We start from the raw sequence: 18385 nt of genomic DNA on the forward strand, positions 1-18385 counted from the left end.
TCCCTACCCAGAGTTTAGTTTCGATGAGGCGCTATGTAGCCCACGGAATTTAGCGACCGCCCCAGGGTTCCGCTCCGCGCAAATCAGGCTAATCGGGAAACCTGTGAAAAAAATGCCCGGCGTCTCCCCAATATGCCGACAAAGCCATAGGTTGATGAGGCACGAAGCCGAACAAGATCAGCGTTCAGACACCAACCCAGCGGAACAACGGGACCACAAAACAGTTATTCATAGGCAACGGTCAAACCGGTAAACGTTGAGGTTCGTGCCTCGCTCCAAGCGACAGCCGCGCGAGCCTATCGCGCCGGATCAGGGCTAAAAGCCCTGCTAGGCCGCTCGGGAACAGAAACACCGAAGCCGGCACCGGGACGCTGACCAGCGGGAAGTAGTTTTGTGAAAGATCGAAACCGCTGGTCGACAAAATTTGCACCGGATTTCCCACCGCGTCGCTGGCTTCCAAGCCGGCCCAATACAGCGAGTGACCGGCATCGAGCGAAATCCATGCAATATTGTCGTCGAGCGTCGAATCCACGACGCAGCCTCCGTCGGGATTGAACATCACGCAACCCGGATTGGTGCTGGCGTCGGCCTTGACGCTGACCTCCAAATTCAAGCGCACCCGAAACTCGTCCGCGTAGCCCATCTGGAAGGCAAAACTGATCGGATCGCCGTTTAAATACGCACTCTCGGCGAGCGGGCTGAGCACGCCGCTCCCGTTTTCCAGTATTGCAATCGATTGAGTATTGGAAAACGGCCGGTCGATCGGCGGCGCCACCGACTCGAATTGATCGGTAATGTCGAATTCGAAATCGGACTCGCCGACGTAACCATGCACGGGGTCCTTGCGCTCGACCGTGACGTTCAGCGCCAATATCGAACTGATCGAACAGCAGCTGCCGCCGGTGCCGGCGATACCGGAAAGTCCGTAGTCCAAGTCCGACTCGATAACCAAGCGGCCGCGTAGCGTCACGACGTCGCCGATGCCGCCTCCGCCCCTGACCAAGACGGCGCCGCCGTCGACGACGGTATTGGCCGATGCTGTCGCGGTCTGCATGCCCAAATTGATCGAAGTCGCGGTCGCGACCGCTCTCGCGCTGCCGGGCCCGGACCACGCCAACGCATCGGCCGAGGCATACGGCCCGCCCACCGCGTGCGCCTCGCTGCACTCCTCGCCCAAACCGCAGGCTTGGTTGCCGGACGAACTGGCGCCGGCGGTCGCCGTCGCGAACGTCGAGGCATCGACGGAATCGAGCGTGAACAACAGGCCCAGCAAGACCATGATTTTTGAGTGATGCACGGACGATCTCCTTTTAGTGAATTGCAAACGGCTCATTCTGCGTTGTCAGATTTAAGCGACGCCATCATGCCCGCCGGGATGCGGGCATCCAGTGCCATGGATGGCAAGCTTCGATCCGTCCGTGAAGTCTGGATTTCGGCAATCCCCGCCGAAATTACGAGCGCTACCGGGAGTCTGACAAGGACGTGATTGTCGACGGAACCCTAACTGTCCGCTGAAACCCTAACGAACGGTCAGGGTTCAACCTTCTACCCACAGAATACCCGAAAACGCCTTCGGGTAGGATTACAGCACGGCTTCGTGTCAAGCGCATGACTCAGGACCAACCGGTCGGTCTCACGCCGCCGCCGGTTTCAGCATCGAGGTTTTACCGACCATGATGTCCACCGCCTTCAACAAGCGCTTGAACACCGAGTCCTGACAATACGGAATGCCGTGCTTGTCGCAAACCGCCTTGACCTTGGGCTGGAGTTTTTGGTACTGACTGAGCGGCAGGTCCGGCCATAGATGATGCTCGATCTGGTAATTCAACCAACCGTAGAAAAAGTCGTTGAAGTTGGAGCCGGTCGGATAATTGACCGAGCCCAGAATCTGCCGCAAATAAAATTCGCCCTTGCCCTTGGCCTTGTCGTCGAAGCCCATCACGTCGTCGCCGGCGTGGTTGGGGATCATCACCAGAAAGGTGTGCATATTGGTGAAGATTTCGGCCAGCAAGGAATTCAACAACACGCTGGTCGCGGCAAAGCCGCCCAGCGGCAGGAACAAGGCCGGCAACAGCACGAAACGGTAAGCGACGTAGGGCAGAATGCTTTCCGACCAGAGCGCCCGACCTTGCGGCGTAAACCAGCTCCAGGCACCGAGGCGGGTCATCGGCGGCGCCGGCCTGTCGTGCTGGCGGGCGGCCAGCAAGCGCAATTCCTTATGGGTGCGCGGCGTGTAGTAACTGACTTTCCAGATCCCGGAAAACACCGCGACGATCGCGTAGCGCAGCCACATCGGCAGCTTGGACTGCCTGAGCCATTGCATATTGTGCTCGGCGTTGTTGGGATCGGCGGTTTCGCCCAGCCGATAGTGGTGCAACACGTCGTGTTCGTGGTGCCAGCCCGCCGGCGTCATCCAATCCGGCCAATCCAGAAAGCGGCGCCAGCCCTGGGCGAAATGCCGGCTCTTGTAGTGCTTGGGGGCGGCATCCACTTTATCGTAGCCGCGATGCTGAATCGGATGAGCCACTTGGGTCCAACGCGTGAAACTGCCCTGGCTGATCAACAAGGCCGATACCGGATTCGGCGCCAACCAGGCCGTGGCGTAACCGGCCAACGAACTCAGTTGGCCCCAGCGCTCCATGCGCTTCATATGCCGGTAATCTTCCGGGCCGATGTCGGCCAGGGCTTGTCGATGGAGCTCGGATATATCTTTCGCTAACTGCTCGCGATCGACGGACTGGTAACTGGATAAACTCAAAACACAACCTCTTGAAAATGCAATGGTAAGCGACGAACCTAGCGCTCCTGATTCGTTGGTTACCATCCCATGGCCGGCGGACCGGCCGAACGCGGCGGCGGCGTCTTTCAGAGTCGGGTAAAACACTAAAGCAGAAAAACCGGCGGAACTGCAATGATGTCCGATCGCGTGCCGACCGAACACCAGCCAAAAAAAGGCTTTGCATCGCTGCAAAGCCCTGATTCATTGTTTCCCTGGACGGGCTCGAACCGCCGACCAAGCGACCGTCACTTTCGGAGCGCCGCCGTCGCGGCACCCGTTTGACCGTCACTTTAGACGTTTCACCGTTCAAGGACTCTGACTAGTCTACAGTCTTCGCCGCCAAAAGCCAAGAAACCCCGGCGTTTCCGGCTACTCCTTAACCGGCTTTTTCTCCAGCTTGCGCTGCAAGGTACGGCGGTGCATGTTCAAGGCTCTGGCGGCGGCGGAAATATTGCCGTCGTGCTGCATCAACACCTTTTGCAAGTGCTCCCATTCCAGACGCTTGATCGACAGCGGATTGTCGCTGATCGCCACCGAGGCGTCGCCTTTGTCCTTGTACAGGGCATTGACGATCTCGTCGGCATTGGCCGGCTTGGTCAGATAATGAATGGCGCCAAGCTTGATGGCCTCGACGGCGGTAGCAATACTGGCAAAACCGGTCAACATCACGATCTGAGTATTGTCGTCGAGCGAAATCAGCTTCTTGACCATCTCCAGACCGGAGTCGTGGCCGATCCGCAAATCGATGACGGCGTATTCCGGTTCGGTTTGTTCGGCCAGCGTCATCGCGGTCTGGACGTCGTTGGCCACCGTCACCTGAAAATTGCGTTTTTCCAGTGCCGGCTTGAGCACCGAGCAAAAAGTGACGTCATCGTCCACCAGTAGCAAATTGGGTATGTCAGCCGTAAGATCTGTCATCCGTACTCTCCTTAGTTAGTAATGGCAAGCTGATTTCGACGCAGGCGCCGCCGGCTTCCGGATTGTCGAACACGATGGTGCCGCCCAGGCGCTTGATCGTCGTGTAGGTTAAAAACAAGCCGACGCCCATGCCCTGCTTGTTGCTTTTTACCGGTTTCCGGCCGGCGAATTGCAATAACTCGCGCGGTAATCCTGGTCCAAAGTCGCGAATTTTCAAGCTCAGCGACCGATCGTCCCATTCTACGTGAAATTCGATGCCGGCGTCGGCCGGAGAGGCCTCGGCAGCGTTGTTCAGAATATTGATGACCGAATGCGTCACCGTGCGTTCGGCGATGATCCGGGCGTCCATATCGACGGTGGTCGATACGAATAACTTGAGCTTGGTGGCCGGCTTGTGGGCGCGCCATTGGTTAAGCACTTCGTCGATGTACTCGCTGACCAGCATGACCTTGCCGGACTCGGCGCGCATCTCGCCGGCGGACGCCGACATCACCGACAAGGCTTGCTTGCAGCGGTCGATCTGCTGCTGGACGATCATCAGTTTTTGGTACAGATCCGGGTTTCGATGCTCCGGGGTTTCCTCCAGCATCTCGTGCGTCAAGATCGCGATGGTACCCAGCGGCGTACCCATGTCGTGCGCGGCGCTGGCCGCCAGCGTGCCCAGGGACACCACTCGCTCGTCGCGTAGCGCACTCTCGCGCGCGTCGGCCAGATTGCGTTCGCGTTCCTTCAGGGTTTTCGACAGTTCGACGACGAAAAACGCCACTAATCCGGCGCTGAACACGAAACCGAACCACATCCCGAACACGTGCAGGTTGAAATAGCGGCGGTCGTTCATCAAATGCATCTGCAAGCTCATTTCCGGCGTCATTTCCTGCATCGCTTGGTGATTGAGATGCGGCTCTATCGCCGGCAGAGGTACGTTATAGGCGATCAACACCGTATATACGCAGGAGGTGATGATAACCATGTTCCAGGCATAGGCCTGCGGCAGCATGATCGCGGTGATGATCAGCGGCAACAAAAACACCCAGATGATCGGATTGGACGCGCCGCCGGTCAGATACAACAAATAGGCCAGCGCCAGCACGTCCATGCAGATTTGCGAAAAAATCTCGTACTCGGTGACTTCCTCGGCGGTCCGCAAGCGCAACCAGGTATAGAGATTCAGGATGGAAATCGCGAAAATTGCCAGCCACAGCTGGTTTTGCGGCAAACTGATGCCCAAGCCGTTCACGGCGATAAACACCGCCACGGTCACCGCGAACAGCATCAAATTTCTAAGTATGTAAAGCCAGCGGAGATTTTCGCGTATCGAAATCTCGGCTTTCGGGAGTATATGTGACAGCATGGTGAACGTTGGACTGAGACGATCGGGCGGGCCGCTAACCGCCTCCGGCTCATCTAACGAACCAACGGCGCGGATAACGGGGATGGAATGGAGCGAAGCTTGGGCCGGCGAGCCGGCTGCCGAAAACGCTAGCGCCGGTGTCGGAGGCGGCCGCTCGCCCCCTATACCGGTATCACATCAGGCATTTTCAAATCGCCAACCGCCGTTGCTGTCCATCCATTTCATGCTCAGCCAATACCAAGCGGTCATCGGCAACATCATCGCAAACCAGCTCCAGTCGTCGATCAAAAACACGCTGGCGATCCAGGCGTCGGCGAAATAATTCACCCAGGGGATGCAGTAAAGACTGAACAGCAGACTGCTCCAGATTAAAATCAGCGCGCCCTTGCGGGTTTGGATGCTGGACAGGGCCAAAAAGACCCAAATCGGGGTTTTTCGCGGTTGTTGCATGGCTTTTCCTTGAATTATTCTATGAGTTGCTGGTATGGCGGCGCAACAAACTACCAGTAAATCGACCGAAAGAAAAGCTTTTCCTGTCCTCGATCCGCCGCCGTTTTTGCGGACCGCGGCCGAAGCGATTCGAAGCGATTTCGCCGCAGCAAATCCGGGCAGCCAAGCACTAGCCAAGCCCTCGTTCCGGCATTGGTTCGCAACGCCGATCGCGATTCACCCAGCCGCTCCGGCCAAGTTTCCCTCGTCCGAATCGAACAGCCTAAGCCGCAAGGCTTTTAGTGGCACGCGAGATACTCGGAGCCTTACGAGAATTGCTTTTTGCGTTGCGCGCAAGGCTTTTAGCATCACACGCAACTCTCGAAGCCTTGCGAGTATCGCTTTTTGCGTTGCGCGCAAGGCTTCTGGCATCACGCGCAAGTCTCGGAGCCTTGCGAGTATTACTTTTTGCGTTGCGCGCAAGGCTTTTAGCATCACGCGCAACTTTCGGAGCCCTGCGAGTATCGCTTTTTGCGTTGCGCGCAAGGCTATTAGCATTACGCGCGACTCTCGGAGCCTTGCGAGTATTGCTTTTTGCGTTGCGTTCAGTAGAGAAAGACCTTCGAGCCCTACCCATCACCTGAAGCGCGACATTTTAACGGGAGACCGGGGTGGGTTCCGGGCTTCGCCATGCGGCGAAATGCGCGCAATATCGGCAAGACGTGGTCCCAAACCCGCCTGACGCCGACGACGCCCGGCGCCGGTCCGCCAAGCCCATCCGACCGCTTCGGTCCGGCTAGCTCCGCCCGGCAATCCCGGCGCCGGCTCGTTCGCGCAAAGCCTCGTAAAGCTGAGCCGGCCCCAGCAGAATCTCGCGTAAACCGCCGCGCACCCGCGCCGAATCCAAGGCCTGCTTGCTCATCGTGTTGTGCGCCGCGAAGGCGTCGATGATTGCGTTCATCAGTTCATTTGAAAGATCCGGCGAATTGGCGAATTGCTCCTTGGTATTGTTTGCCGCCTGTTTGACCAAGATTTGCGATTCCAGCAGCTTGCCCTTAATCACGCTATTGACGTAAACCAGCCGGTCTTCGTCGGTCAAATCGCCTTCGAACAATTCGTTGACCTTGGCGATAATCTCGACCAAATAGGCTTTTTCCTTTTCCTGAATCGATCCGCTACCAGCCCCGCTCATCGGTTCCAGTTTTTTATACTCGCCCGTTTCCAGGGCTAAATCGCGTTTGCCGGTGCGCTTCAGATTGTGGTGAGTCAAGATAACCTTGGATAAATCAATGCCTTCGCGCTCCCGACCAAACGCCAGCAGCGGCAGCAAGCGCCGGTAGAAGATAAAGCGCTTTTCGATGGCGGTGTTGCCGTAATCGAAGATTTGCGACAGGAAAGCATACATCCGCTGGAAGGCGGTCATGTCATGCTTGAACAGTATCAGCGCGTCCAGTTCGTTTTGCGCGTCCGCCGCCGCTTTGCCGTCTTCGTTGGCCTTGGCACTCTTCAGCTTGTCCTGTGCCGCTTTGTAACGCAGCAACAGCCGCGACACGACCGGCTCCAATGCGCCGGCCAATTCGCTTTGCTTGGCATGGGGATTAAACTCGACTTCCACCACCCTGTTAACTTCAAACTCATCATAAAAGCCAGCCGCATCCAGCTTCATGCGCAAATCGAACACTAAATGCGGGTCGGTGACGTTCGAGAGTTCTGCGGTTTCATAATAAGTTTTGAAGGCGGCGAGAATGTCTTCCGGATCGTTGACGAAGTCCACGACATAGGTGGTGTCTTTGCCCTGATGGGCACGATTGAGGCGGGACAGCGTCTGCACGGCGGCAATGCCGGCCAGCCGTTTGTCCACATACATGCCGCACAGCAAAGGCTGGTCGAAGCCGGTCTGAAACTTGTTGGCGACCAACAGGATTTGATAGTCGTCGGTGTTGAACGCCTCGCGAATGTCCCGCCCTTTCAGGCTGGGATTCATCGCGTGACTGGTTTCGCTGAACGGGTCCGCGCCGGATTGCGGGTCGTTCACTTCGCCGGAAAACGCCACCAGCGTGCCGATTTTGTAGCCGTTTTCTTTAATGTATTTATCGATCGCCAACCGCCAGCGCACCGCTTCCACGCGACTGCCGACCACCACCATCGCCTTGGCTTTGCCATTCAACAATGGGGCGACGTTTTCGCGGAAATGCTCGACCACCACCTGCACCTTTTGGCTGATATTGTAAGGATGCAGCCGCACCCAGCGCATGATGCCTTTCAGGGCTTCGCCGCGCTCGACTTCCTTGTCGTCCAGTTCCTTGCCGTCATGCGCCAGTTTGAAGGCCAGCTTATACGGCGTGTAGTTCTTCAACACATCCAGGATGAAGCCTTCCTCAATGGCTTGGCGCATCGAATAGACATGAAACGGCGCCGGCAGATTATCGGCACCGGCCGGTAAATCCGGATTCGGACGACGACCGAACAACTCCAGGGTCTTGGCCTTGGGCGTGGCGGTGAACGCCACATAGGTGATGCCGCTCTCGGCCGAACGGTTGGCCATTTGCGCGGCCAGCAGGTCTTCGGTGCCGATTTCGCCGCCGTCGCTTAATTCCTGCAACTCTTCCGCCGACAACACCGCTTTCAGCTTGGCGGCCGCCTCGCCGGTTTGCGACGAGTGCGCTTCATCGGCAATCACGGCAAAGCGTTTGCCTTGCGTCGCTGCAAGCTCCTGCACCGCTTTCAGCGCAAACGGGAAAGTCTGGATGGTGCAAACCACGATTTTCTTGCCGCCCGACAACGCCGCCGCCAGTTCCCCGCTTTTACTGGCGGATTCGCCTTTAATGGTGGCAACCACGCCGGCCGTGCGCTCGAAATCGAAAATCGCTTCCTGCAACTGGCTATCCAACACGTTGCGGTCGGAGACGACCAGCACGGTATCGAACAGTTTTTCATGAGCGGCATTCGACTGCATGGATGCAGAAGGTAGGGCAACGCATGGAGCAGTTGCCGAGTGCAAATCGGCCAGAAAATGCGCCGACCAAGCGATGGAATTGGTTTTGCCGGAGCCGGCCGAATGCTGGATCAGGTATTTGCCGCCCGCCCCCTCCTGCAACACCGCGGCCAGCAGCTTGCGAGTACCGTCCAACTGATGGAAACGCGGGAAGATGATGTTCTTAATTTGGTTTTTCCGGTCTTTTTGCGCGACCAGATAACGCCCCAAAATCTCCAGCCAGCTGTCCCGCGCCCAAATGTCTTCCCAGAGATAGGCGGTGCGATGGCCGTATTGCTCCCCCTCTCCCCCGGCCCCGCTTGGGGCGCGGGGAGTAGCACCCTCTCCCTCGACGGGAGAGGGCCGGGGTGAGGGTGAATATGGTGGATTGCCGGCCCCGCCATGATTGCCCCGATTAAACGGCAGAAAACGGGTGGCCGCGCCTGCCAATTGCGTGGTCATATAGACTTCGCTATTGCTGACCGCGAAATGCACCAAAGCCCCATTGGGGAAGGACAGCAAAGGTTCCGGGTTGCCTTGACCTTTCGGCCTTGGCTCGCGATCGAAGCGATATTGGTCGATCGCATCCTCCACGGATTGGGTGAAGTCGGTTTTAAGTTCCGCCGTCGCCACCGGAATGCCGTTCAGAAACAGGCCAATATCGATAGCATTTTCGTTATGCAGCGAATAGCGCAGTTGCCGTACCACCCGCAGCCGGTTGGCCGCGTAGCGGGTCAGAATATCCGGGTTAATGGCTAAAGCGGGTTTGAATTGGGCTAGCGTCAAGGGTTGCCGCAAGCCGATCAGTTCAATGCCGTGGCGTAAAACATCCAGCGTGCCGCGTTGATTGATGGAATCCCGCAGCCGGCCGAGCAACACCTCGCCGGCTTGTGCGCCGTGATTCTTTTCCAGTGCTTCCCATGCCCGCGGCTGGGTGTCTTTGACCCATGCCAGCACATCCTCCGAAAACAGCGCCCGCGTCCGGTCATAGCTTGCCGCGTCGCCTAGCGCATATAGCCAGCCATAGGCGGCGAGGTGTTCGCAGATTTCGGTTTCGAAATTCACTTCCTTGTGCAGATCGGACATAGACAGACTCGCTAGGTATTAGTAAACCGCATCGTGATCACCGACATTCACCGGGATGATTTGCCCATCCTGAATCAGCAACTCCAACGTAATGCGATAAGAAAGATTGATAGACGCCGAATGCAAGCCTGCCAGTTTTCCTTGCAATGGGTGTAAGCGTAAAGAAGGATGATGGGGGTTAGCGGCGAGCAACATCACCGTTTTGGCGTATTGTTGCCTAAGTTCGGGATGCCGCTTTAAAAACCTGACTTCCTTGCGTTTGAACTGATCGGTAAAAATCAGCTGGAACATGCGTGGTCAAGCCATGCCAAATGCTCTTCAACCGATTCCGTGGTAAAGCGGCCCGCCGCTAAATCCGCTTTGGTCTCGGCAATCGCGGCATCCAATTCGCATTCGCGCAGATAGTGATAATGAGCAATCTCCATCACCACGAATTTATCCTTGCCCCGCACCGAAACAATAGCCTCCGGGGACTCACTCAACGCCGCCTCGATGGCGGCAATGCCTTTGGTTTTTAAATCGTTGGCGCTGATGTGAGACATCAATCCTCCTGAAACAGCCTGCAAAACAGCGCTAAATAATGCGCTTCATCACGCGATAAAACAAGTTATCGGCAATTCTACTTTGTCAGATTTAAGCGACGCCGCCATGCCCGCCGGGATACGGGCATCCAGTGCCATGGATGGCAAGCTTCGACCCGTCCGTGGGGCCTGGATTTCGGCAATCCCTGCCGAAATGACGAGCACTGCCGAGAATCTGACAAGATAAAAGTAAGTACCCACATCAATTTCGCCGATGTCGGCGGTGGATAGCAGATCGGCTTGGGCCAGCATTTCCATCGACACTGGATGCCATGCCGCCGGCTCGATCTCGCCCATTTTGCCGAGCAAGCGTCGTTTATCCACGCAACGGATTTGATCCAGCAAGATGCGTACGGGTCGACCGTCAAAAACCACTTCCGGTCGACAGCCCAGCGCTTGGCCTTTACTGGTTAGCGGCGCAATGATTACTCTGGGCAACACGGCATTCAGATCGTCCGGCGAGACTACCAACGCCGGTCGGGTTTTCCGGATTTCCGTGCCGACCGTCGGATCAAGATTGACCCAATACACATCGCCTCGCTTTACCACTCCCATTCGCCGTCCGCCTCGTCGGCCGGCAACGCAGCCAGCACATCGCTATCGGCTTCCGACTGATAACCGTCAAACCAGCCGCTGCGCGGTGCTTTTAACGCTTCAATCACCAGCGTTTTGCCTTCCAAGCGTAAATCCACTTCTTCGCCCAGACCACAAGCTTCCAGTAAGGCGACCGGGATAATCACCCCGCGCGAATTACCCACTTTTCTTAACTGTGTGCGCATGACTACAGCCCCTAATAAAAAAGTTATAACAATGTCATTACCAATGATCTGAAAAACAAGCCCGCGCACGTCAATCTTGCAGGTGACGGTGGCGGAAAGTAGGTCGGGTTTACCCTAAAGGGCATAAAAGCGAAAGCGTAAGCCGACAAGCCGCGTCAAACTGTCGGGTTACGGCTGCGCCTAACCCGACCTACGAAAAACTTCCCTGTGCAAGCTCATCATGTGCGGTTTATGTTGAGGTGTCGGAAATCAGGCCCAGTTTGACAGCCCAGGCATGAGGTATGCGCACTGTAACTGTGCCGGGAGAGGTGGCGATAAATTCAACGCCGTTCAACTCCAGATAAATGGGGCATTCTTCGTCTTTCATGCTTAGCGTGTCCAGACAATCGGCATACAGATGGTAACCGCCGCCAGATTCATCGTCGAAATATTGAATAGTGGCTTTGGTGCTCATTGTTGCACCCGCGAATCAATTGAGTCAGGGGATGGTGAAACAGCCATGGATTGCGGTTGGGAACGTAAATAAAGTGTTTCCGGAGCTATATCCAACTCGCCGGGCCAGCTGACTGTGCCGAATGCCAGATACGCCTGTGCAAATAAATTGAAATCTTTTAAGCGAACAAATACGCCGCGATCCAGATAAGGCGTCACATCAAACACACGGCGCTCGCCGTTGATATAGGACAACAGCAAGCGATACGTGGGCAGAACCTGCACGGCGGTAATTTCGGGAATCATCTGCACCTCCTCATTTCAAGGGATCGATACGAAACGGGGCTTCGCCGTTTACCGCCAGCTCCCAATCTGCCAGTAATTCATCGCGGTGGATTTCGATCCAGGCCTGGACCAGGCGCAATTTGGCCGGCGGAAAGGTGCCTGCCAGACAGGCGCCATCGTCGATGGCAAACGATGCTTCCTGGCCCTGGTAACGGACATGAATATGCGGCCGTTTGTGTTGTTCGTCATCAAAGAAATACAGCATGACGATGATGCCGTAGAACATGGAAATCACGGGCATGGTCAACTCTCCGGGGGTATTGAAACTGATCTTACATCAATCTTGCCGGTGACGGCGGAAAGTAGGTCGGGTTTACCCTAAAGGGCATAAAAGCGATAGCGTAACCCGACAGCCACATCGAACAATGTCGGGTTACGGCGGCGCCTAACCCGACCTACGAAAAACCGCGCACATCGATTTTGCCGGTGACGGCGGCGGAAAGTAGGTCGGGTTAGCGAAAGCGTAACCCGACAAGCCGCGTCGAACAGTGTCGGGTTGCGGCTGCGCCTAACCCGACCTACGAAAAACCGCGCACATCGATTTTGCCGGTCACGGCGGCGGAAGTCCGAGCTGTACAACAGACATGGCTCACTGATATTCAGGGAAATTACGGTACATATAGCCGATCAAATCCCGCACAACTTCTAGTAAACTTCCCCAAGGCATAGCGTCGAAGGGATCACCATGAGCCAATGAGTTCCTAATACCCACAAGCGTTCCATCCTGGTCAACCTTGCCTTTTTGACCATTGGGCTTTTCGCGATACAGATTTGAAACAACAGCGCCCCCAAATTTCTGAACAATTGGAAGCTTTTCATCCACAAGCCCATCATGTTCAACCATATATTTAAGGCCAGGTTTTAAAAACGAATTTATTGGATTTTTCGGATTTATTTTCTTATAGGCGCTCATATATACATCCTTGAGTGCCAGTTCCAGTGCAGATAAAGCGGCTAATTCACCAGCCTTGATAACATCTTGGCAAATCCAGCCCAGTAAATACAGACTTTGGGCCCGTTCAAACTTTGGCCTCACTGTGTTTAAAGGTACTGGGCAATTTAACCCCAGATTAGAAATAAACGCTTGCCATTCAAAGAAATGGGAAAAAGAATACAGTTGTGCAGGACTTTGAGGTCCCGCCCAAATCAAAGTTAATGGATTATTCGTGCGGTCAGCTTTTATATTTAGCGGATCAATCTGTTCAATCATGCACAAAATCCTCTGACATCAATCTTGCCTGTGACGGCGGCCGAAATCAGCGTGGTGCGGCGTTCTTTCAGCAGATCGATAGCCTTAATTGCTTCTTCAGTAAGAGAATCATACTGACTTATGCACGATGATATTTGATGAACAATTAAGGTTTGTTCTTCAATCGGCGGCACCGGAAGGATAATAAACTTAACTTCGCCACAATTTAAATGTGGATGCATTGCTCCCGTTTGAATCGAAGACAAAGTTTCTCTTCCGTAAGTAGACTGCAAAAGCGCAGCCAGGAATTCTCCATACATTACAGTGTTATCGACCGACACAATGATTAAAGCATGGCAGTTAAAGCCAATTTCATTCTCAGATACAAGGCCTATATCGCCCGTTCCTGCTCCAGTCTGGACAATCAGAACGTCTCCTAAGCTCAGTATTGACTTAGCGTGTGCTTCGCTCCATTCCCTTGTGACGAAGTAAGCGCCATCGAAAAGAATTTTTCCACCTTTAATATGTGTCGCCTGTGCATAAGGAACACCGTCTTCAACAAGAATATCTCGCGTTGGCCCGACATATCCATTTGTAATTTTGGTGCTGAATGAGTTTAGCTTCCTAACCTCCCAATGCGCTGGCACCTCGCCCAGCCATGCTATGCCGGAATCCTTCATCGGCGCATCAGGGTTGAGGCCTTTGGTGACGGCGTGGGAAATCACCGCCTGCCGCTTTTCCTTCAGCAGTTCGATCAGCCGTTGCTGCTCGGCAATCAGCTCGTCGATCTTGGCGGTTTCACGGTCGAGGAAGGCGGCGATGGTTTGTTGTTCTTGAATGGCAGGGAAAGCAATTTCGAAATTCCGAACGAAATCGTCAGGCACACGTTTCTGCCCACCAGCGCCATACATTGATGCCTCACCGCGCTTTCGGAATGTTGTTGAAATGAATAACCAATGCAAATAATCACTTGTTGTTTCGGATGGTAGGGGCCTTGCGACTATCAACTCAGTCGTCCCAAAGCCAACTCCTTCCAACAATCCGCGCATAACCGCGCCCTTACCATTTTCAAAACATGGGGTGATCTTTGCTATGGTTACATCGCCTTCGCGAAAATAGGTATATCCTGTTTCAACGTCGCCAATTGAGCGAGTGCGATCAAGATTAAGGGAGCCATCGTCACCAACTGCTTCCATAGGAAGAAACGAAACTTCAGTTTCCCGATCGAGTTTGGCCGCTTCACTTTTTGATGGATTCAATTGAGCTACAAAACGAAGCCGCTTAACCTCCCAATGCTCCGGCACCTCGCCCAACCATTCGATGCCGCTGTCCTTATATTCCGGGTAACGCGGAAAACTCATGCCGGGCCATCCTTGATTGACTGTTGGTCGGCGCTCGCCTCCGTGGTGGCCGAGTTTAACGGATGTTTCAGCGAGAGTATCAAGGTCATGGGCTGGGTGGGCGAAGCGACGAAGCCGTGGTGTTGATAAAAGGCCTTGGCCGGTTCCGACAGTGCATGAACCAGCAGGCCGCGGATGCCGACAATGCTGGCCGCGCGCAGGGTGCGCAACACCGCGTCTTGCAATAAAGCCACACCCAGCCCCCGGCCCCGCCAAGCGAAATCGACGGCCAAGCGGCCCAGAATCGCCATCGGCACGGGATCGGGCATATTGCGCTTGAGCGCCGGAGGTGCATGATTTAGTACCATCGCGCCGGAAGCCAGGCAGTAATAGCCGACAATCCTTGACTCGTCGGTAACGACATAGGTGCGCAATGCCCCGCTGAATTGGTTGGATAGCGCCCGGCGCTTCAGCCAGTCGTCGAGGGCATCGACGCCGCAAGCGAAGTCATGCCGTCGATGCTCGACCGTCAGCAAGGTCGGCGGCGACAGCACTAGGCTTGCCAGGGTTTGCGCGCCGCCATCAGGCGGTCATACCCTTCGCCGGTGGCGGGTTGATCGAGCACTTGCAGGAACTGTTGGTAGGTCTCCCAATCGACGCGAACCAGCGCTTGGTCCAGCAACGATTCTTCCGCCGCGCGACGTGCGGCATCGATCATAAAGTCGGAGCGGGTTTTTCCTTGCGCCTTGGCGGCTTGATCGATCAAGGCGCGGACGTCGCCGCGAACCCGCAGGTTGACGGCATGAGTAGGGCTGTCGGGGTTGGATGCGCGATGGGCCATAAAAATACCTCAAGATAACGAACCGACATGATACGCCAGCAAGATACACATCATGTATCTATTTTGCGTGAAACTGCCGGTCAGGGCGAAGGCGTAATCCTCAATCCGCCGCGCATTAAAACGCGCGATCGATCGTCATGCCGATAGCCCTTCAATCATTGCCTTGATACGGTCCGTGCATTGTTTGAGGTCCGCATCGATCGCGGCCAAGTCGCGCGGCGGCTCGAACACATAGAAATGCCGGTTGAACGGGATCTCGTAGCCGATCTTGGTTTTATCGTGGTCTATCCACGCATCCGGCGCATGCGGCAGCACTTCGCGCTTGAAGTAGCTTTCCACGTCTTCATTGAGCGGCACGTTTTCGGTGTCGCGCAGGCTGGAGTCCGGTTGCGGCTTGCCTTTTAGCTTGCCTTTGGCGCCGATAACGATGTCGCCGTTTTCATCGCGTAACGGCCGTTCGACGGTGATGGTGCGATAGCCAAAATCGCTGTTCTTGAAGATAAGGGAAATTGGCTTCTTGCCATCACTGGCCTCGATGAAGTGCCCGAATAAACGGGTGATTTCGGCGATATGCTCGTCCGACAATTCCTTGCGCTTGGAGCCCAGGCTTTTGCGCATCTTTTGCCAGAAGCCGCTGGCATCGATCAGTTGCAGCTTGCCTTTGCGGTGTTCCGGTTTGCGGTTGGAGAGTATCCAGACATAGGTGCTTATGCCGGTGTTGTAGAACATATCGGTCGGCAAGCCGATGATGGCTTCGACCAAATCGTTTTCCAGCACATAGCGGCGGATTTCGCTTTCGCCGGAACCGGCGCCGCCGGTGAACAACGGCGAGCCGTTGAGAACGATGCCGAAACGGCTGCCGCCGTCTTTCGCCTGGCGCATCTTGCTGATCAGATGCAGCAGGAATAACAAGGAGCCGTCCGATACGCGCGGCAAACCGGGTCCGAAGCGGCCGTTGCAGCCTTGCTTTTCGTGTTCGTTGCGGATGTCTTTTTCGACCTTTTTCCATTCCACCCCAAACGGCGGATTGGACAGCATATAGTCGAATTTCTTCAGGAGATGGCCGTCGTCGGAAAAGGTATTGCCGAACACGATATTGGCGACATCCTGGCCCTTGATCAGCATATCGGCTTTGCAAATGGCATAGGATTCCGGATTGAGCTCCTGGCCGAACATGGTCAAACGTGCTTGCGGATTATGCTCTTCCAGATATTCGCCGGCGACCGACAACATGCCGCCGGTACCGGCCGTCGGGTCGTAAATGGTGCGCACCACGCCGGGTTTGGCCAGCATGTCGTCGTCCTCGATGAACAGCAGGCTAACCATCAGCTTGATGACTTCGCGCGGGGTGAAATGCTCGCCGGCGGTTTCGTTGGAAATCTCGGCAAATTTGCGGATCAGTTCCTCGAACACCAATCCCATTTGGCTATTGCTGACTTGCTCCGGATGCAAATCCACATGGGCGAAGCGTTCCGTGACCAGATACAGCAGCCCGGATTTGGCGAGGCGGTCCACTTGGGTATAAAAGTCGAAGCGCTCGAAAATGTCCCTGACCTCCACCGAAAAGCCTTGGATATAGGAAATCAGGTTTTCCTTAAGATGGTCCTGATCGCCCATCAGCTTTTTCATGTCTAGCGGCGAGGTGTTGTAGAAACTCTGGCCGGCCTTGCGCAGCAGGAAAGGTTCCGGATTGATACCTGCTTGGCGCTTATCTGCGTATTCGGTCAATACCGCGTCTTTGGTGGCTTCCAACACGCAGTCGAGACGGCGTAACACACAGAAGGGCAGAATGACTTTGCCATAGTCGGATTGTCTGTAATCGCCGCGCAGCAGATCGGCAACCGACCAGAGCAAGGCGGAAAGGGATGAGTGGTTCATCGGGTCTTGTCCTTATTGATATTTCCGAAAGCGGTTTCCGACGGGGTCGCTGACCATAATCATTCAAAGGCCCAAGGCGGCGATTTTAACGCCGCCTCCCCGACTGACGCGGAGCACCATTATTTTCCGATACAGAAACTCGAAAAGATTTCGCCCAACAAGTCGTCGGACGTGAATTCGCCGGTAATGGCGGACAGGCTGGCTTGGGCTTGCCTAAGTTCCTCGGCGACCAACTCGTGGGCGGCGGCCTGGAGTTGCGCGGCCGCGTTGGCGACGGCTTGCTCGGCAAGTTGCAAGGCCCTTAGATGGCGGGTGCGGGCGGCGAAGGCGCCGTCGCCGCCTTCGACGAAGCCCATGCTGTGTTTTAAATGCGTCTTCAGCAAGTCCAACCCGGCGCCGGTCTTGATCGACAAGCGGATTTCGCAACCGGCGGCGGTCTCGACCAGGCTAGGCTCGCCGCCGAGCAAGTCTAGTTTGTTGTAAAGCCGGGTCACGCTGGCATTGGCCGGCAGCTCGCTAAGCGCCGGCTCGGCGTCGGGATCGGTACTGTCGATCAACAATAATACCCGGTCGGCCTTGGCGATTTCGGCGCGGGCGCGGCGAATGCCTTCCTGCTCGACCGGATTGTCGCTGTCGCGCAGGCCGGCGGTATCGATGACGTGCAGCGGCATGCCGTCGATCTGGATGCGCTCGCGCAGTACGTCGCGGGTGGTGCCGGCGATCTCGGTGACGATGGCGGCCTCATGGCCGGCCAGTGCGTTCAACAAGCTGGACTTGCCGGCATTGGGTTTGCCGGCCAGCACCACGGTCATGCCGTCGTGCAACAAGCGGCCTTGTCGGGCGCTACGCGCAATCGCGGCCAGTTTGTCCTGTAATCGGGCGATGCGTTGGGCAACCACGCCGTCGCCGAGGAAATCGATTTCTTCGTCGACGAAGTCTATCGCGGCTTCGATGTACACGCGTAGCTCGATCAGTTCGTCGATCAATTCGTTGACTTGGCGGGAAAACTCGCCCTGCATCGATTGCTGAGCGGCCCTGGCGGCTTGCTCGGTGCCGCTGCTGATTAAATCGGCGATGGCTTCGGCCTGCGCCAGATCGATTTTGTTGTTCAGAAAGGCGCGCCGGCTGAATTCGCCGGCCTCGGCCAAGCGGGCGCCCAGCGCCAGGACGCGGCGCAGCAGCATGTCCAAGACCACGCTACCGCCGTGGCCGTGCAGCTCGACGACGTCTTCGCCGGTAAAGGATTTTGGCCCTGGAAAATACAGCAGCAGGCCGCTGTCGACGACCGTGCCGTCGGCGGCGATGAAATGCGCGTAACGGGCGTAACGGGGAGCGGCTAGGGATTTGCGGGTCAGCTCGGTAGCGACCGAGCCGGCCGCCGGACCCGAGATGCGGATGACGCCGACGCCGCCGTTACCGGGCGGCGTGGCGATGGCGGCTATCGTGTCGCCGTCCCGCATCGG

19 protein-coding genes are annotated in these 18385 nt (G+C 56.0%); all 19 read right to left on the reverse strand.

Translation table 11 applies throughout. The features are described 5' to 3' along the window. Positions 1 to 241 precede the first annotated feature (241 nt). Complete coding sequence (locus ACP4CD_RS10925) at positions 242 to 1297, reverse strand: hypothetical protein (RefSeq protein ID WP_426994567.1); 1056 nt, start codon at positions 1295 to 1297, stop codon at positions 242 to 244. Positions 1298 to 1633: 336 nt separating this feature from the next. Next, positions 1634 to 2758, reverse strand: coding sequence for a fatty acid desaturase family protein (locus ACP4CD_RS10930; protein ID WP_426994568.1), 1125 nt, complete (start codon positions 2756 to 2758; stop codon positions 1634 to 1636). Between the two features lie 390 nt (positions 2759 to 3148). Further along, positions 3149 to 3697, reverse strand: coding sequence for a response regulator transcription factor (locus tag ACP4CD_RS10935; protein WP_064027753.1), 549 nt, complete (start codon positions 3695 to 3697; stop codon positions 3149 to 3151). Further along, positions 3678 to 5048, reverse strand: a complete 1371-nt coding sequence (locus ACP4CD_RS10940; protein ID WP_064027755.1) for an ATP-binding protein — start codon at positions 5046 to 5048, stop codon at positions 3678 to 3680. The genes ACP4CD_RS10935 and ACP4CD_RS10940 overlap by 20 nt, the downstream gene beginning before the upstream one ends. Positions 5049 to 5225: 177 nt before the next feature. Next, positions 5226 to 5498, reverse strand: coding sequence for a hypothetical protein (locus ACP4CD_RS10945; protein ID WP_071157449.1), 273 nt, complete (start codon positions 5496 to 5498; stop codon positions 5226 to 5228). A 775-nt stretch (positions 5499 to 6273) separates the two neighbouring features. Then, entirely contained in the window at positions 6274 to 9537 is a 3264-nt protein-coding gene (locus tag ACP4CD_RS10950) for a type I restriction endonuclease subunit R (protein ID WP_426994569.1), read from the reverse strand. Between the two features lie 18 nt (positions 9538 to 9555). Further along, positions 9556 to 9828, reverse strand: coding sequence for a type II toxin-antitoxin system YafQ family toxin (locus tag ACP4CD_RS10955; RefSeq protein ID WP_426994570.1), 273 nt, complete (start codon positions 9826 to 9828; stop codon positions 9556 to 9558). After that, on the reverse strand, positions 9816 to 10079 hold the full coding sequence (locus ACP4CD_RS10960; RefSeq protein WP_426994571.1) for a type II toxin-antitoxin system Phd/YefM family antitoxin: 264 nt from the start codon (positions 10077 to 10079) through the stop codon (positions 9816 to 9818). The genes ACP4CD_RS10955 and ACP4CD_RS10960 overlap by 13 nt, the downstream gene beginning before the upstream one ends. A gap of 48 nt (positions 10080 to 10127) precedes the next feature. Then, positions 10128 to 10673, reverse strand: a complete 546-nt coding sequence (locus tag ACP4CD_RS10965; RefSeq protein WP_426994572.1) for a type II toxin-antitoxin system PemK/MazF family toxin — start codon at positions 10671 to 10673, stop codon at positions 10128 to 10130. After that, positions 10661 to 10897, reverse strand: coding sequence for an AbrB/MazE/SpoVT family DNA-binding domain-containing protein (locus tag ACP4CD_RS10970; RefSeq protein WP_281022563.1), 237 nt, complete (start codon positions 10895 to 10897; stop codon positions 10661 to 10663). Before ACP4CD_RS10970 ends, ACP4CD_RS10965 begins: the two co-directional genes overlap by 13 nt. Positions 10898 to 11126: 229 nt before the next feature. Then, the gene (locus tag ACP4CD_RS10975; protein WP_426994573.1) at positions 11127 to 11351 is read right to left on the reverse strand and encodes a hypothetical protein; all 225 of its coding nucleotides are present in this window, start codon (positions 11349 to 11351) and stop codon (positions 11127 to 11129) included. Next, positions 11348 to 11635 (reverse strand): DUF2442 domain-containing protein, encoded by a 288-nt coding sequence (locus ACP4CD_RS10980; protein ID WP_426994574.1) that lies wholly within the window; start codon positions 11633 to 11635, stop codon positions 11348 to 11350. Before ACP4CD_RS10980 ends, ACP4CD_RS10975 begins: the two co-directional genes overlap by 4 nt. Positions 11636 to 11645: 10 nt before the next feature. After that, positions 11646 to 11915 (reverse strand): DUF4160 domain-containing protein, encoded by a 270-nt coding sequence (locus ACP4CD_RS10985; RefSeq protein WP_426994575.1) that lies wholly within the window; start codon positions 11913 to 11915, stop codon positions 11646 to 11648. A 348-nt stretch (positions 11916 to 12263) separates the two neighbouring features. Beyond that, positions 12264 to 12884 carry a hypothetical protein gene (locus ACP4CD_RS10990; RefSeq protein WP_426994576.1) on the reverse strand — a complete coding sequence of 207 codons (621 nt, stop codon included), beginning with the start codon at positions 12882 to 12884 and terminating at the stop codon, positions 12264 to 12266. After that, on the reverse strand, positions 12881 to 14224 hold the full coding sequence (locus ACP4CD_RS10995; protein WP_426994577.1) for a restriction endonuclease subunit S: 1344 nt from the start codon (positions 14222 to 14224) through the stop codon (positions 12881 to 12883). Before ACP4CD_RS10995 ends, ACP4CD_RS10990 begins: the two co-directional genes overlap by 4 nt. Beyond that, on the reverse strand, positions 14221 to 14757 hold the full coding sequence (locus tag ACP4CD_RS11000; protein WP_426994578.1) for a GNAT family N-acetyltransferase: 537 nt from the start codon (positions 14755 to 14757) through the stop codon (positions 14221 to 14223). The genes ACP4CD_RS10995 and ACP4CD_RS11000 overlap by 4 nt, the downstream gene beginning before the upstream one ends. Continuing rightward, positions 14757 to 15044 (reverse strand): DUF1778 domain-containing protein, encoded by a 288-nt coding sequence (locus tag ACP4CD_RS11005; RefSeq protein ID WP_064024751.1) that lies wholly within the window; start codon positions 15042 to 15044, stop codon positions 14757 to 14759. Before ACP4CD_RS11005 ends, ACP4CD_RS11000 begins: the two co-directional genes overlap by 1 nt. Before the next feature lie 135 nt (positions 15045 to 15179). Beyond that, on the reverse strand, positions 15180 to 16922 hold the full coding sequence (locus ACP4CD_RS11010; RefSeq protein WP_426994579.1) for a type I restriction-modification system subunit M: 1743 nt from the start codon (positions 16920 to 16922) through the stop codon (positions 15180 to 15182). Between the two features lie 119 nt (positions 16923 to 17041). Beyond that, complete coding sequence (mnmE, locus tag ACP4CD_RS11015) at positions 17042 to 18382, reverse strand: tRNA uridine-5-carboxymethylaminomethyl(34) synthesis GTPase MnmE (RefSeq protein ID WP_426994670.1); 1341 nt, start codon at positions 18380 to 18382, stop codon at positions 17042 to 17044. Between the last annotated feature and the right edge of the window lie 3 nt (positions 18383 to 18385).

The sequence above is a fragment of the Methylomonas stagni genome, assembly GCF_050154735.1.
In the GTDB taxonomy this organism is placed as follows: domain Bacteria; phylum Pseudomonadota; class Gammaproteobacteria; order Methylococcales; family Methylomonadaceae; genus Methylomonas; species Methylomonas koyamae_A.

Coding starts and splice junctions, on each gene's coding strand:
- ACP4CD_RS10990 (WP_426994576.1), bottom strand. CDS start 12,884: ATGATTGAACAGATTGATCCGCTAAATATAAAAGCTGACCGCACGAAT.
- ACP4CD_RS10965 (WP_426994572.1), bottom strand. CDS start 10,673: ATGGGAGTGGTAAAGCGAGGCGATGTGTATTGGGTCAATCTTGATCCG.
- ACP4CD_RS10980 (WP_426994574.1), bottom strand. CDS start 11,635: ATGATTCCCGAAATTACCGCCGTGCAGGTTCTGCCCACGTATCGCTTG.
- ACP4CD_RS10945 (WP_071157449.1), bottom strand. CDS start 5,498: ATGCAACAACCGCGAAAAACCCCGATTTGGGTCTTTTTGGCCCTGTCC.
- ACP4CD_RS10960 (WP_426994571.1), bottom strand. CDS start 10,079: ATGTCTCACATCAGCGCCAACGATTTAAAAACCAAAGGCATTGCCGCC.
- ACP4CD_RS10995 (WP_426994577.1), bottom strand. CDS start 14,224: ATGAGTTTTCCGCGTTACCCGGAATATAAGGACAGCGGCATCGAATGG.
- ACP4CD_RS10985 (WP_426994575.1), bottom strand. CDS start 11,915: ATGCCCGTGATTTCCATGTTCTACGGCATCATCGTCATGCTGTATTTC.
- ACP4CD_RS10940 (WP_064027755.1), bottom strand. CDS start 5,048: ATGCTGTCACATATACTCCCGAAAGCCGAGATTTCGATACGCGAAAAT.
- ACP4CD_RS10955 (WP_426994570.1), bottom strand. CDS start 9,828: ATGTTCCAGCTGATTTTTACCGATCAGTTCAAACGCAAGGAAGTCAGG.
- ACP4CD_RS11010 (WP_426994579.1), bottom strand. CDS start 16,922: ATGAACCACTCATCCCTTTCCGCCTTGCTCTGGTCGGTTGCCGATCTG.
- ACP4CD_RS10970 (WP_281022563.1), bottom strand. CDS start 10,897: ATGCGCACACAGTTAAGAAAAGTGGGTAATTCGCGCGGGGTGATTATC.
- mnmE (WP_426994670.1), bottom strand. CDS start 18,382: ATGCGGGACGGCGACACGATAGCCGCCATCGCCACGCCGCCCGGTAAC.
- ACP4CD_RS10975 (WP_426994573.1), bottom strand. CDS start 11,351: ATGAGCACCAAAGCCACTATTCAATATTTCGACGATGAATCTGGCGGC.
- ACP4CD_RS10950 (WP_426994569.1), bottom strand. CDS start 9,537: ATGTCCGATCTGCACAAGGAAGTGAATTTCGAAACCGAAATCTGCGAA.
- ACP4CD_RS10935 (WP_064027753.1), bottom strand. CDS start 3,697: ATGACAGATCTTACGGCTGACATACCCAATTTGCTACTGGTGGACGAT.
- ACP4CD_RS11005 (WP_064024751.1), bottom strand. CDS start 15,044: ATGGCCCATCGCGCATCCAACCCCGACAGCCCTACTCATGCCGTCAAC.